The 13,489-nt window shown below is 68.6% G+C and carries 17 protein-coding genes; 11 read left to right on the top strand and 6 right to left on the bottom strand.

What is annotated here, in order from left to right; translation table 11 throughout:
- The first annotated feature begins 2 nt into the window (after positions 1-2).
- From G5C60_RS12750 to G5C60_RS12725, 6 genes are all read left to right on the top strand, one after another.
- Positions 3-977, top strand: coding sequence for a phosphate ABC transporter substrate-binding protein PstS family protein (locus G5C60_RS12750; protein ID WP_165258251.1), 975 nt, complete (start codon positions 3-5; stop codon positions 975-977).
- Positions 977-1,927, top strand: a complete 951-nt coding sequence (gene pstC, locus G5C60_RS12745) for a phosphate ABC transporter permease subunit PstC (RefSeq protein ID WP_165258249.1) — start codon at positions 977-979, stop codon at positions 1,925-1,927. Before G5C60_RS12750 ends, pstC begins: the two co-directional genes overlap by 1 nt.
- Positions 1,927-2,838: a phosphate ABC transporter permease PstA gene (gene pstA, locus G5C60_RS12740; RefSeq protein ID WP_241266747.1), complete on the top strand. Its 912-nt coding sequence runs from the start codon at positions 1,927-1,929 to the stop codon at positions 2,836-2,838. The genes pstC and pstA overlap by 1 nt, the downstream gene beginning before the upstream one ends.
- Before the next feature lie 62 nt (positions 2,839-2,900).
- Positions 2,901-3,749: a phosphate ABC transporter ATP-binding protein PstB gene (pstB, locus tag G5C60_RS12735; protein ID WP_165258291.1), complete on the top strand. Its 849-nt coding sequence runs from the start codon at positions 2,901-2,903 to the stop codon at positions 3,747-3,749.
- A gap of 55 nt (positions 3,750-3,804) precedes the next feature.
- Entirely contained in the window at positions 3,805-4,602 is a 798-nt protein-coding gene (locus tag G5C60_RS12730; protein ID WP_338145798.1) for a winged helix-turn-helix transcriptional regulator, read from the top strand.
- A gap of 10 nt (positions 4,603-4,612) precedes the next feature.
- A complete protein-coding gene (locus tag G5C60_RS12725; protein WP_165258247.1) occupies positions 4,613-4,903 on the top strand; it encodes a hypothetical protein in 291 nt (96 codons plus the stop codon).
- A 74-nt stretch (positions 4,904-4,977) separates the two neighbouring features.
- On the opposite strand, the gene G5C60_RS53650 is transcribed toward G5C60_RS12725, so the two are convergent.
- Entirely contained in the window at positions 4,978-6,366 is a 1,389-nt protein-coding gene (locus G5C60_RS53650) for an FAD-dependent oxidoreductase (protein ID WP_165258245.1), read from the bottom strand.
- Positions 6,367-6,434: 68 nt separating this feature from the next.
- Positions 6,435-7,115 carry an arsenate-mycothiol transferase ArsC gene (locus G5C60_RS12715; RefSeq protein WP_165258243.1) on the bottom strand — a complete coding sequence of 227 codons (681 nt, stop codon included), beginning with the start codon at positions 7,113-7,115 and terminating at the stop codon, positions 6,435-6,437.
- A 164-nt stretch (positions 7,116-7,279) separates the two neighbouring features.
- Between G5C60_RS12715 and G5C60_RS12710 the strand changes: the two genes are divergently transcribed.
- Positions 7,280-7,684, top strand: coding sequence for an ArsR/SmtB family transcription factor (locus tag G5C60_RS12710; protein WP_165258241.1), 405 nt, complete (start codon positions 7,280-7,282; stop codon positions 7,682-7,684).
- A gap of 162 nt (positions 7,685-7,846) precedes the next feature.
- Here the strand turns inward: G5C60_RS12710 and trxA are convergent, their stop codons facing one another.
- The 3 genes from trxA to G5C60_RS12695 are packed head-to-tail and all read right to left on the bottom strand — an operon-like array spanning position 7,847 to position 9,605.
- Positions 7,847-8,176 (bottom strand): thioredoxin, encoded by a 330-nt coding sequence (gene trxA / locus G5C60_RS12705; RefSeq protein ID WP_165258287.1) that lies wholly within the window; start codon positions 8,174-8,176, stop codon positions 7,847-7,849.
- A gap of 29 nt (positions 8,177-8,205) precedes the next feature.
- Complete coding sequence (gene trxB, locus G5C60_RS12700; protein ID WP_165258239.1) at positions 8,206-9,195, bottom strand: thioredoxin-disulfide reductase; 990 nt, start codon at positions 9,193-9,195, stop codon at positions 8,206-8,208.
- Positions 9,192-9,605: an arsenate reductase ArsC gene (locus G5C60_RS12695; protein WP_165258237.1), complete on the bottom strand. Its 414-nt coding sequence runs from the start codon at positions 9,603-9,605 to the stop codon at positions 9,192-9,194. Before G5C60_RS12695 ends, trxB begins: the two co-directional genes overlap by 4 nt.
- 115 nt (positions 9,606-9,720) lie before the next feature.
- Between G5C60_RS12695 and G5C60_RS12690 the strand changes: the two genes are divergently transcribed.
- Genes G5C60_RS12690 through G5C60_RS12675 form a run of 4 tightly spaced genes read left to right on the top strand, consistent with a single transcriptional unit; the run spans position 9,721 to position 12,393 of the window.
- Entirely contained in the window at positions 9,721-10,029 is a 309-nt protein-coding gene (locus tag G5C60_RS12690; protein WP_165258235.1) for an ArsR/SmtB family transcription factor, read from the top strand.
- Positions 10,026-11,132 carry an ACR3 family arsenite efflux transporter gene (gene arsB, locus G5C60_RS12685; RefSeq protein ID WP_165258233.1) on the top strand — a complete coding sequence of 369 codons (1,107 nt, stop codon included), beginning with the start codon at positions 10,026-10,028 and terminating at the stop codon, positions 11,130-11,132. The genes G5C60_RS12690 and arsB overlap by 4 nt, the downstream gene beginning before the upstream one ends.
- Entirely contained in the window at positions 11,132-11,332 is a 201-nt protein-coding gene (locus G5C60_RS54085; RefSeq protein WP_165258231.1) for a DUF2180 family protein, read from the top strand. Before arsB ends, G5C60_RS54085 begins: the two co-directional genes overlap by 1 nt.
- Positions 11,329-12,393, top strand: a complete 1,065-nt coding sequence (locus G5C60_RS12675) for an ArsO family NAD(P)H-dependent flavin-containing monooxygenase (protein WP_165258229.1) — start codon at positions 11,329-11,331, stop codon at positions 12,391-12,393. Before G5C60_RS54085 ends, G5C60_RS12675 begins: the two co-directional genes overlap by 4 nt.
- A gap of 27 nt (positions 12,394-12,420) precedes the next feature.
- Here G5C60_RS12675 and pstS read toward each other — a convergent pair whose 3' ends face one another.
- On the bottom strand, positions 12,421-13,482 hold the full coding sequence (gene pstS / locus G5C60_RS12670) for a phosphate ABC transporter substrate-binding protein PstS (protein ID WP_165258227.1): 1,062 nt from the start codon (positions 13,480-13,482) through the stop codon (positions 12,421-12,423).
- Between the last annotated feature and the right edge of the window lie 7 nt (positions 13,483-13,489).

The following is a 13,489-nucleotide window of genomic DNA, read 5'->3' as shown; positions in this document are numbered from 1 at the left end:
TCGTGAATATTTCCTCTTCATTGCGCCGGGCCAAGGCTCCGCTGGCTCTGACGGCTGCCGTCCTGCTGGCCGCGAGCGCGTGCGGCGGTTCCGATGCGGGTTCGGGCGACGGTGGCGACGGCAAGCTGGCCGGGAACATCAAGGTCGACGGTTCCAGCACGGTGGCGCCGCTGTCCACGGCGGCGGCCCAGCTCTTCCAGGCGGAGAACTCCGGAGTCAAGGTCACGGTCGGTACATCCGGCACCGGCGGCGGCTTCGAGAAGTTCTGCGCCGGCGAGACCGACATCTCCGACGCCTCCCGTCCGATCAAGGACGAGGAGAAGGCAGCCTGTGACAAGAAGAGCATCGCGTTCGAGGAGTTCACGGTCGCCAACGACGGTCTGTCCGTCGTGGTGAGCAAGGACAACGACTTCGTCGAGTGCCTGACCGTCGAGCAGCTGAAGAAGATCTGGGAGCCCGGCTCCAAGGTCAACAACTGGAACCAGGTGGACTCCAAGTTCCCGAGCGAGAAGCTTGAGCTCTTCGGTGCCGGCACCGACTCGGGCACCTTCGACTACTTCACCGACGCCATCAACGGCGAAGAGGGTGCCTCCCGTACCGACTACTCGCCGAGCGAGGACGACAACGTCACCGTCCAGGGTGTCTCCGGCTCCAAGGGCGGCCTCGGCTACTTCGGTCTCTCCTACTACGAGGAGAACAAGGACAAGCTCAAGGCCCTGAAGATCGACGGCGGCGACGGCTGTGTCGAGCCCACCACCGAGACCGTCCAGGACGGCACCTACAAGCCGCTCTCGAGGCCGCTGTTCATCTACCCGAAGGCCACCTCGCTGGAGAAGGCGGAGGTCGAGGCGTTCGTCGAGTTCTACGTCGAGAACCACGCCGACATCGCGGAGAAGGCCCAGTTCGTGCCCCTGAACAGTGAGCAGGAGGCCGAGCTGAAGAAGGACCTCGACGCCCTCAAGGCGCAGCAGAGCTGATGAGCTCCCCTGTCACTGGGCGGCGGGCCGCTTCCGGAAGCCCCGGCTTCCTGAAGCGGTCCCAGCCGCGTTACGGCGAGAAGGCCATCAAGGTCCTCCTGGTGGCCGCCTCCCTGGTCTCGGTGCTGACCACCATCGGCATCGTCATCGCCCTCATCCCGCCCGCCGGCGAGTTCTTCGGCAAGGTGAACTTCGGCGACTTCATCACCGGCACCAACTGGGCACCGCTGTTCAAGCCGCCGCACTTCGGCGTCATCCCGCTGGTCACCGGCACCCTGATGGTCACGCTCGTCGCCCTGCTGGTGTCCGTGCCGCTGGGCCTCGGCGCGGCGGTGTATCTGAGCGAGTACGCCCACCCCCGGGTCCGTACCGTCTTCAAGCCCGTTCTCGAGGTGCTCGCGGGCATCCCCACCGTCGTCTACGGCTTCTTCGCGCTGAAGGCGATCACCCCGCTGCTCCAGGACATCTGGCCAGTCGGGGACGGCCCGCAGGTCTTCAACGCCCTGGCGGCCGGTTTCGTGATGGGCGTCATGATCATCCCGACGATCGCCTCGCTCGCCGAGGACTCGATGAACGCCGTGCCGCGCGCGCTGCGCGATGGCGCGTTCGCCCTCGGCTCCTCGCGGATGCAGGTGTCCACCCGGGTGGTCTTCCCGGCCGCGCTGTCCGGCATCGTCGCCGCCATCGTGCTCGGCATCTCCCGGGCGCTGGGCGAGACGATGATCGTCGCGGTGGCCGCGGGCGGGCGCCCGAATCTGTCGTTCAACCCGCTCGAAGGCATGCAGACGATGACCGCGTTCATCGCCGCCGCCGGTATCGGTGACCTGCCGACCGGCTCCACCGGCTACCAGACGATCTTCGCGGTGGGCCTGCTGCTCTTCGTGATGACCCTGGTCATGAACCTGGTCAGCATTCGCCTGGTCCGCAAGTACCGGGAGGTGTACGAGTGATGAGCAACGTCATGGACCGAGACGTCAGCGTGGCGGACGACCCCGGAGTGCCCCGGCTCAAGGGCAAGGGCACCCCGTTGCGGGAGCGGTTCTTCCAGCTCAGCCTGTGGGCGTCGCTCGCGGTCGGCGTGATCTTCCTCGCCTCGCTCCTCACGTACGTCGTCGTGGAGGCGTGGCCCCGGCTCGACTCGCGGATCTGGACGAACTTCCCGGACATCATCGACCCGTCGAACGCGGGCGCCCAGTCGGCGATCATGGGCACGCTCTGGATCATCGCCTTCACCGCGCTGTACTGCCTGCCGACCGGCATCCTCGCCGCCATCTACCTGGAGGAGTACGCGGATGCCAACCGCTGGTGGAACCGCGTCATCGAGATCAACATCCAGAACCTGGCGGCCGTTCCGTCGATCGTCTACGGCATCCTCGGGCTCGGCATCATCTCCCGCGGGCTCGGCTTCGGCCAGACCGTACTGACCGCCTCGCTCACCCTGTCCCTGCTGGTGCTGCCGACCGTGATCATCGCCTCCCGGGAGGCGATCCGCGCCGTGCCGCAGTCCATCCGCCAGGCCTCCCTCGCGCTGGGCGCCACGCAGTGGCAGACGATCTGGCGTCAGGTGCTCCCGGCGGCCGTGCCCGGCATGGCGACCGGCTCGATCCTCGCGCTGTCCCGCGCGATCGGTGAGGCGGCTCCGCTGCTGCTGCTCGGCGGGCTGACCTTCATCACCTTCAACCCCACCGGCGTGGAGAGCCCGTTCACCGCGCTGCCGATCCAGATCTTCGGCTGGATCAGCCAGTCGAGGGCCGAGTTCACCGCGCTGGCCGCCTCCGCGATCGTCATCCTCCTGGTGATCCTGCTCGCGATGAACTCCCTGGCGATCTGGCTCCGCAACCGCTACAGCCGCAAGTGGTGATCGCCATGACCTCCATATCCGACCCCACCGACATCACCGTTCTCTCCGACCAGGAGGCTTCCATGACCTCTCCCTCCGACTCCGTCGGCGGCACCAGGACCCCGCGAGTCTCCTATCGCGAGGCGCCGTCCCTGGCCAGCCCGGTCTTCGAGGTCGGTGGCCTGTCGGTGTTCTACGGCGACCACGAGGCCGTACGCGATGTGAACCTGCACATCGGCGAGCGTCAGATCACCGCGATGATCGGCCCGTCCGGCTGCGGCAAGTCCACCGTGATCCGCTGCTTCAACCGCATGAACGACCTGGTGCCCACTGCCCGTGTGGCGGGCAAGATCCGGTACCACAACGAGGATCTGTACGGCCGGGACGTCGACCCCATCGAGGTCCGGCGCCGTATCGGCATGGTCTTCCAGAAGCCCAACCCGTTCCCGAAGTCGATCTACGACAACATCGCGTACGGGCCCCGGGTGGGCGGCTTCAAGGGCAACCTGGACGACCTGGTCGAGGAGACCCTCACGCACGCGGCGCTGTGGGACGAGGTCAAGGACAAGCTGAAGACCTCCGCGCTGGCGCTCTCCGGTGGTCAGCAGCAGCGGCTGTGCATCGCCCGCACCATCGCGGTCAAGCCCGAGGTGATCCTGATGGACGAGCCCTGCTCGGCCCTCGACCCGATCGCCACCGCGAAGATCGAGGACCTCATGGAGCACCTGGCCGTGGAGTTCACGATCATCGTCGTCACGCACAACATGCAGCAGGCGGCGCGTGTTTCGCACCGGACCGCCTTCTTCACCGCGGACGTCGACGACAAGGGCGTACGGCACGGTCGGCTCGTCGAGTACGACGAGACGGCACGCATCTTCTCCAACCCCTCCGACCAGCGCACCGAGGACTACATCTCCGGCCGCTTCGGCTGACGGGCCCACTCCAGTGTCCGTCCCTTTGCGCGCATCACGTGAAGGAGTTCCCCGGGTGACACCCGAAGCACACAGGCCACTTCAGCCTGCCGTGAAAGGCAGCCTGAGCGGTCCGGAAGACGGCAAGAACCCCGACTTGCTGCTGGCCGAGCCCGACGAGGACCTGGCCGCCATGGCCCTGGCGGGCTTCGAAGGCGCGGGCATCCGGACCGTCGTCTGCCACGACGGCGCCGAGGCGCTGCTCCAGGTCGGCGCCTGCCACCCGCGCGCGGTGCTGCTCGGTGCCCCGCTGCCGGTGGTCGGGGCGGCGCGGGTCACCGAGCTGATCGCCCGGCTCCACCCGGTGCCGGTCCTGGTGGGAGCCGGACCTGAGGGAGCCGCGGAGGCGACGGCCGCGGTGGCGGCCGGCGCCATCGCCTTCGTGGCCCGCCCCTACCGGACCGGGGAGATCGTCCCCCTGCTGATGTCCGGCGGTCGGGACGACGACAGCGACACGCAGCCGCTCGTCGTCGGTGACATCGAGCTTGATCCAGCGGGCTTTCACGTCTATGTACGCGGCCACTCGCTGCAGTTGCCCGTCCGTGAATTCATGCTGCTGCGCTACTTGATGGAGCACGCCAGCCGGGTCGTCAGCCGGGCCGAACTGACCCGCGCCGTGTGGGGCACCGACAGCCTGGACAGCAACACCCTCACCGTGCACATCCGCCGGGTGCGCAACAGGCTCCGGGAGGACGGCAAGAGCTGCTGCACCATCGACGCCATCCGCGGCCTGGGGTACCGGCTGGAGTGCGGTTCGTCGTGTGCTGAGGGGGCGCGGGCCGAGCCGTCGATCACTCCGACGCCCATGGCATAGGACGTAGGCCGTGACCGGAGGGTCGGAGGAGGACTCGTACATCGACCTTCCGGTCTGGGCGACCGGCTACCCCCGGTGGGGCGCCGTCCACGGACGGCACCACATCCCCACCATCGGCACGCTCTACCACCGCAAACGGTGGTACTCGACGAAGGTCCGCGTACGTTTCCTGCCCCCAGGTCAGGCGGGATGGCTGACCTTCACCACCGACCCGAGGACCCTGGGCGAGATCATCACCGCCGGCACCCTGGCCGAGGCCCGGACGCTGATCTCCCTGTGCCTCACCGACGCGGACCCTTGACTGCGGGCCCGCGTCCACAGACTCCGGCCGACGGGCTGCTTGGCGGTGCCCCGTCGGCCGGCCCACGTCAGAGCCTACTTACGCCCGTGCTCGCGTACCCAGGCTTGGGTCGCCAACTGCACCGCGTCCCAAGGAGATCCCAGCGGCGGCGTGTAGGAGAGGTCGAGGTCGCTGACGTCGTCCACGCTCATGCCGTGGAACAGGGCGGTCGCGTACGTGTCGACGCGCTTGGAGATCTCGGCGGTGCGCCGCCCGACGAGCTGGGCACCCAGCAACAGCCCGCTGCCGCTGTCCCCGGTGATGCGGGCCGCGATCGGGGTGGCGCCGGGGTAGTACGCCTTGTGGTCGTCGGGGGCGCTGGCGGTGGTCATCGGCGTCCAACCGCGGCCCGCCGCAAGGGCCTCGTGCTCGCGCAGCCCCGTCCGGGCGGCCACCAGGTCGAAGACCTTCACGACCTGCGTGCCCAGACTGCCCGCGAAGCGCCGGTCGCCGCCGAGCGCGTTCTCGCCCGCGACCCGGCCCTGCTTGTGTGCGGTGGTGCCCAGCGGCAGCCAGGTGGTGCCGAGCATGCGGTGGTGGGTGACGACGCAGTCCCCGGCTGCGTACACACCGGGCAGTGACGTACGCATCCGGTCGTCGACCGCGATGGCGCCGCGGAAGCCGAGTTCGGCGCCGGCCTCGGCGGCCAGGGTGGTGTCGGGGCGTACGCCGACGACGACCAGGACGAGGTCGGTCTCCCGGGTCAAGGGGGCGCCGTCCGCGCCGGTGGTCTCCACCCGCAGCCGGTCGCCCGCCTCCCGGAAGATGCCCTTGACGGTGGTGCCGGTCAGCACGTCGACGCCGTGCGCCACGAGCTCATCCCGTACCAGCGCGCCAAGTTCACCGTCGACGGTCGGCAGCACCTCGGGCAGCGCCTCGATCTGCGTGACGGCGATCCCGCGCGTGGTCAGCGCCTCGGCCATCTCCAGGCCGATGTAACCGGCCCCGATGATCACGGCGTTGGCGGACTGCCGTGCGTCGAGGCCGCGTTCCAGCTCGAAGGTGTCGCCCATGCTGTGCAGCAGATGCACGCCCTGCTCGGGGCCCAGGCCGGCCAGCCCTTCGATGGGCGGCAGCACGCTGACCGCGCCGGTCCCGACGACCAGGGCGTCGTACGGCAGTTCCTCACTCCGCCCGTCCGCATCCCGTACCGTCAGCCGCTTGGCGGCCGGATCGATGTGCGTGGCGCGGGTGTTGATGCGTACGTCCATGCCGGTGGCCGCCAGGTCCTCGGCGGTGCGGTGGGCGAGGTTGCTCCAGTGCGTGACCTCGCCGGAGACGTAGTAAGGGATGCCGCAGATCGAGAAGTTGGGGTAGGCGTCGGCCACCACCACGGTGACCTCGCTGCCCGGGTCGAGTTCCCGGGCCCGCAGGGCGGCACTGATACCGGCATCGCTGCCGCCGACGGCGATCACACGGGTCACGGGAGAGCCTCCAGGGAGTGGCGATCTGCGCGCCTACGACGCTACGTACCGCCCCTCACCTGGGCAACTCATCTCCGGGGAACTCCTGTGGGCAACAGTTCACGCGCCAGTACGTCGATACGGGTGGCGAGCGCGTCCCGCACCGCCCGCGCACTCTCGATATCCAGCCCGCACAACTCCGGCAGGTCCCAGTCCAGGTAGCGGCGCCCGGGCCGGACCGGGCACGCGTCGCCACAGCCCAGCGTGACGACGACGTCGGCGGCCGTGACCACCTCGGCGGTCAGCGGCTTGGGGAACTCGTCGTCCGCGTCCAGCCCCTGCTCGGCCAGCAGTTGGAGCACCACCGGGGCGATCTCCGTACCGGGCGCGGAACCGGCGGTCAGCACGCGGATCCCGTCGCCCACCCGGTAGCGCATTAGCGCGGCAGCCAGCTGCGAGCGCCCCGCGTTCTCCGTGCACACGAACAGCACTTCGGGCACCGGCTTCGGCGACAGCCCCATGCCACGGGCGAGAGCACCGAGCCGCTGGTCCGCGAACCGCTCGACCAGGACCGGGAGATGGTGCCCCACACGCGCGTTCGCCGACACCAGCCAGGAGCACTCCTCGACGTAGTTCTCGACCGTCTCCCGCGAGAAGGCCCTGCTGTGCCGTGCGGCCAGCCGGAGAGTGATGCGCTCGAGTACGGGGTTGATGTCCCGCAGGGGTGGGGCTGCTCGGCGACCTGGGCCGAGAGGGCTTTGCTCGTCCATGGGGCGGCTCCTCGATGGGCAGCTCGCTGGCTCCCCCACCGCGGATAATAGGTGCATGTCTATGTCTTGGATAGACGTCAACCTAAGTGAACGCTTGGTGAACAAGGCCCCCGGTGTGGCCTCGAACACACGGTTGGTACTTGGCTCATGCTTATGGTTCATAGATGGCTATCACTGAATTGGGCGCCGCGGAGGTTGCGGACGAGACGAAGGCCGATACCTGTTCCCCCGGCCTGGCCTGCCTGCTCATCGAGCGGGAAGAAGCCGAGCGTCTTGCCGCCATGCTCAAGGCCATCGCCGACCCCACGCGGCTGCAGATATTCCGCATCATCGAGCGCGCGCCGTCCGGCGAGGCATGCGTGTGCGACCTGGCCGACTGCCTGGGCTTCCGGCAGCCGACCGTCAGCCACCACCTGAAGCTCATGACCGAAGCAGGACTCCTGAACCGCGAACGCCGCGGCACTTGGTCCTGGTACTCGGTGAACTACGACGGCCTGAACAGGGTGCGCACGATCCTGGATCCCTCGGTCGGTACGACGACGGCGGCGGCGACTTCCAGCCGGGTGTAGCCGGTAGCGGCCCGAATGCAGGTACTCGGCATGGTCACCTACGTCCGGCTGGCGCACTCCTCGTCCCCGGCGAGAAGACCCCCGTGTCCGTCTGAGCAGACCCATGGCGAATGGGCCGCTCCCTGACGGGGAGCGGCCCGTTCACTGTGCGTTGCCCCTGTCTCAGCCCAGGAAGTGCTTGAGGTCTCGCTCCAGCGCGGCCTTCGGCTTCGCGCCGACGATGGTCGTGGCGACCTCTCCGCCGACGTAGACGTTCATCGTCGGGATGGACATCACGCCGTACTTGGCGGCGGTGGCCGGGTTCTCGTCGATGTTGAGCTTGACGATCTCGATCCCCTCGCCGTGCTCGGTCGCGATCGCCTCCAGGGAGGGGGCGAGTTGGCGGCAGGGGCCGCACCAGGCCGCCCAGAAGTCGACGAGCACGGGCTTGTCGCTCTTGAGGACGTCCTGTTCGAAGGAGTCGTCGGTGACGTTCTTGAGGGCCATGGGGATCTCCAGGTACGCATATGAGGCGGGGGCCGTCAGACGGCGACGGCCGCGGCCATCGCGGGTGCGTCGGCGAGGGCCGTGAGGTGCCGTTCGGCGTCCAGAGCAGCCGCGCAGCCGGAGGCCGCGGCGGTGATGGCCTGGCGGTAGGTGTGGTCGACGACGTCGCCGGCGCCGAAGACGCCCGGGATGTTCGTACGGGTCGAGGGGGATTCGACCTTCAGATAGCCCTCGGAGTCCAACTCCAGCTGGCCGGTGAAGAGTTCGGTGCGCGGGTCGTGGCCGATCGCGATGAACAGGCCTGTCACGTCCAGGTCGCGGGTCTTGCCGGTGGGGACGTCGCGCAGCACGACCCCGGCGAGCTTGCCGTCCGCTTCCTTGATCTCCGCGATCTCGCTGTCGAACGCGAAGGAGATCTTGTCGTCGGCGAAGGCACGGTTTTGCATGACCTGGGAGGCGCGCAGCGTGGAGCGGCGGTGCACGACGGTCACCGAGCGGGCGAAGCGGGTGAGGAAGGTCGCCTCCTCCATCGCGGTGTCGCCGCCGCCGACCACCACGATGTCGCGGTCACGGAAGAAGAAGCCGTCACAGGTCGCGCACCAGGACACGCCCCGGCCGGAGAGCTCGTCCTCGCGCGCCAGGCCGAGCTTGCGGTAACCGGAGCCGGTCGCGACGATCACGGCGCGCGCCCGGTGGACGGTCCCGGCCGTGTCGGTGACGGTCTTGATGTCACCGGTCAGGTCGACCTCGACGATGTCGTCGTCGATCATCTCGGCACCGAAGCGTTCGGCCTGGGCCCGCATGTTCTCCATGAGGACCGGGCCGTCGATGCCCTGCGGGAAGCCGGGGAAGTTCTCGACCTCGGTGGTCGTGGTCAGCGCGCCGCCGACGAAGATGGCACCGCCGAAGACGAGCGGCTTGAGCTCGGCGCGGGCGGTGTAGAGGGCGGCGGTGTATCCGGCGGGGCCGGAGCCTATGACGATGACGTCGCGGATCTCGTCCGTGGGGTTGCGGGTTTCGCTCATGCCGTCTTCTCCGGGGCGATCTCCTTGATGAGGCCCTCGATCAGGGTCTTGATCTCGTCGCGGATCGGGCGGACGGCCTCGACGCCCTGACCGGCCGGGTCCTCGAGCTCCCAGTCCAGGTACCGCTTGCCGGGGAAGACCGGGCAGGTGTCACCGCAGCCCATCGTGATGCAGACGTCCGACTCCTTGACCGCGTCCACGGTCAGCATCTTCGGGACCTCGGCGGAGATGTCGATGCCGACCTCGCGCATGGCCTCGACGGCGGCCGGGTTCACGGCGGCGCCCGGGTTGGAACCCGCGGAGCGGACCTCGACGCGGTCTCCGGCCAGGTGGGTCAGCCACGCGGCGGCCATCTGGGAGCGGCCGGCGTTGTGGACACAGACGAAGAGCACGGAAGGCTTGTCGGACATCAGGAGGTCTCTCTTGTCTCGCAACGGGGACGGGAGCTGTCCCGCAGAAGGGGCGGGATTGGATCACATCAGCACCCGATGGTGTCAGCCACCACTGATGTGAGAGTATCAGTCCATGATGACGTCAGTCGACACTGACCTGATCCGGGTTCTGGCCGACCCGCTCAGGCTCCAAATCGTGACCCTGCTCGCCCGCGAGACGCTGTGCACCACCCACCTGGTGGAGGAGACCGGCGCCAAGCAGACCAACCTCTCCAACCATCTGAGAGTGCTGCGCGAGGCCGGGGTCGTCGAGACCGAGCCGTGCGGGCGGTTCACCTACTACAAAGTCCGCCCGGACGTCATCGCCTTGCTCGCAGGTCAGTTCGCCGACCTGGCCGAGTCCGCTCGTACCGCCGCCGACAACAAGAGGGCCTGCCCGTGACCCCCACCGAAGCACCCGCGACCACCGAGGAATCCTCGGTCGTCGCGAAGCTTTCGACACTCGACCGCTTCCTCGCCGTCTGGATCCTCGCCGCCATGGCCCTCGGCCTCGGCCTCGGCAGGCTCATCCCCGGCCTGAACGACGCCCTCGCCAAGGTCGAGATCGGCGGCATCTCGCTGCCCATCGCCGTCGGCCTGCTGATCATGATGTATCCGGTTCTGGCCAAGGTCCGCTACGACAAGCTCGACGCCGTCACCGGCGACCGCAAGCTGATGGTTTCGTCCCTGGTCATCAACTGGGTCGTCGGCCCGGCCGTGATGTTCGCGCTGGCGTGGATCTTCCTGCCCGACCTGCCCGAGTACCGCATCGGCCTGATCATCGTCGGGCTCGCCCGCTGCATCGCCATGGTGATCATCTGGAACGACCTGGCCTGCGGCGACCGCGAGGCCGCCGCCGTGCTCGTGGCCCTCAACTCCGTTTTCCAGGTACTGGCGTTCGGCCTGCTGGGCTGGTTCTACCTTGACCTGCTGCCCGGCTGGCTCGGCCTCGGTGAGGGCGAACAACTCGACATCTCCATGTGGAAGATCGCACTGAACGTCGTCATCTTCCTGGGTGTCCCGCTGCTGGCAGGCTTCCTCACCCGCCGGTTCGGCGAGCAGAAGCTCGGCCGCGAGCGGTACGAGTCCAACTTCCTCCCGAAGATCGGCCCTTGGGCGCTGTACGGGCTGCTCTTCACGATCGTCGTCCTCTTCGCCCTGCAGGGAAAGACGATCACCTCGCAGCCGCTCGACGTGGCGCGCATCGCGCTTCCGCTGCTCGTCTACTTCGCCGTCATGTGGTTCGGCACGTTCGCCCTCGGCAAGGTGATCGGCCTTGCGTACGACCGCACCGCGACCCTCGCGTTCACGGCGGCCGGCAATAACTTCGAGCTGGCCATCGCGGTCGCCATCGGCACGTTCGGTGTGACGTCCGGCCAGGCGCTGTCGGGCGTCGTCGGCCCGCTCATCGAGGTGCCGGTCCTGGTCGCGCTGGTGTACGTGTCGCTGGCCTGGCGCAAGAAGTTCGCCCCATCCGAACTGGCCACCGCGGAGGGAGCCCGTTGATGCATTGCCTCGACTGCCGCACGCAGGGAGCGATTGGCACGGCCGTCGGTATCTGCCGCGACTGTGGCGCCGCCGTCTGTGAGGAGCACGCTCACGTGGTCGTGAATGATGTCCGAGGGGGATCGATGCTCAGTACTCCGTACCAGGCACCGGCCCGTATGGTGCGATGCCCCATGTGTGCGGCGGCGCGGGCGGCATGACGCAACACGCTGATGTGGTGGTGATCGGCGGCGGCCAGGCCGGGCTCGCCGCCGGTTACCACCTGCGCCGCCTCGGCCTGGACTTCGTCATCCTCGACGCCCAGGCCGAGGCGGGCGGCGCCTGGCAGCACGCCTGGGACTCACTCCATCTCTTCTCCCCGGCCGCGTTCTCCTCGCTGCCGGGGCGCCCCATGCCCGTACAGGAGGGTGAGGTGTACCCGGACGCGCGGCATGTCGTGGAGTACCTCACCGAGTACGAGAAGCGGTACGCGCTGCCCGTTCGGCGGCCTGTGCGCGTCATCGGCGTCCACCGCGACGGCGAATTCCTGCGAGTGGAGACCGACTCCGGCACCTGGCGAGCACGGGCGGTGATCAGCGCGACCGGCACCTGGTGGCGTCCCTTCCTGCCCGCCGTGCCCGGCCGTGGCACCTTCGCCGAGCGGCAGCTGCACACGGTGGAATACCGCGGCCCCGCCGAGTTCGCCGGGCAGCAGGTCATCGTCGTGGGCGGCGGCAACTCCGGCGCGCAGATCGCCGCCGACCTGGCGTACAACGCCGAGCTGACCTGGGTCACCCAGCGCCCGCCCCGCTTCCTCGCCGACGACATCGACGGGCGGGCGCTGTTCGACGCGGCCACCGCCCGCCGCTGCGCCCTCGACGAGGACCGCACCGACACCGGGGGAGTGGCGTCCCTGGGAGACATCGTCGCCGTACCGCCCGTGCGCGAGGCCCGGGACAAGGGGTTGTTGAAGGCGTCGCCCATGTTCGTACGCCTGACTCGTGACGGTGTCGTATGGGCCGACGGCACTGGCGCGCCGGCCGACGCGGTCATCTGGTGCACCGGCTTCCGCCCGGCGCTCTCGCACCTGGCGCCCTTGAGCCTGCGGGGCCCGCATGGCCACATCCCCACCGCCGGGACTCGTGCCGTGGAGGAGCCACGTCTCCATCTCCTCGGCTACGGCGACTGGACCGGCCCCGCCTCCGCCACCCTGATCGGCGTCGGCCGTCCAGCCCGGGACACGGCCCGCGAAATCGCCGAACTCCTGACAGCCGGAGGGTGATTCACGCACGGTCGGATGCCGGCGATGTCAGCTCAGGGTGCTGATGACCTCGCGTACTTCGGTGGCGACGGATTCCGGCAGCGGCGCGTAGTGAATCTTGGACAGTGGTTTCTGGCCCTCCTCGCTGGCCGCGTAGGCCAGGAACGACTTGAGGGCTGGCAGGGTGTCGGGCAGGTTGCCCGTGTCGCACACGAGCTCGTAGCTGACCAGGACGATCGGGTAGGCACCCTCGGCGGTCGTCTGGTAGTCGAACTTCAGCGTCAAGTCCTTGCCCGTGCCGACCACCTCGGCGGCGGCGATGCCCGCGGAAGCGGTCGTCGCGGACGCCGCGACGGGCTCGGACGCGCCCGTATCGATGGCGACGGTCTTGATGTCGAGTTCGTCGGCGAAGGACAGCTCGAAGTAGCCGATCGACCCGCTGGTGGAACTCACGTCGGTAGCGACAGCGTCGGATCCGTTCGCGGAGTCCCCGCCTCTGCCCTGCCATGCCTTCTCCGCCGGGTGCAGCCAGACGTCGGGCGCCGCGCCCGCGAGATACGCCTGGAAGTTCTGGGTCGTGCCCGAGTCGTCGGAGCGGTGCACGGCTTGGATGGGCAGGGACGGCAGGTCGGCGCCGGGGTTCAACTCCCGGATGGCGGGGTCGTTCCAGGTGGTGATCCGCGAGTCGAAGATCTTGGCGAGAGTGGCGGCGTCGAGCGTGAGGTCGTCCACGCCCGGCACGTTGTGGCCGACTGCGATGGGCCCGCCCACCATGGGCAGGTTGATGATCCTGCCGCCCGAGCACACATCGTTCAGTCCCTCGGCATCTTCCGGCTTGACCGGGCTGTCGGATCCGCCGAACGACGTGTCCCCGCGCTGGAATTGGTGGACTCCGGCACCGGAGCCCACGGGGTTGTAGGCGATCCGTACCGGCGGACACGCCCGTTCGTACTGCTTGATCCAGTACTGCATCACGTTGTCCTGGGCGGTCGATCCCGAGCCGGGCACCTTCCCGCTCTTGGCGCAGTCGATGTTGGTCGTCGGCGTGGCGGACGCACGGTCATCGACACCGCCTGAATCGCCGAGCCCGCAACCCGCCAGAAGCAGCATGCACGCC

The organism is Streptomyces scabichelini (assembly GCF_011045015.1).
Taxonomy (GTDB): domain Bacteria; phylum Actinomycetota; class Actinomycetes; order Streptomycetales; family Streptomycetaceae; genus Streptomyces; species Streptomyces scabichelini.
Note: the sequence above shows the minus strand (reverse complement) of the source record. Positions and strands in the feature narration are given on the sequence as shown.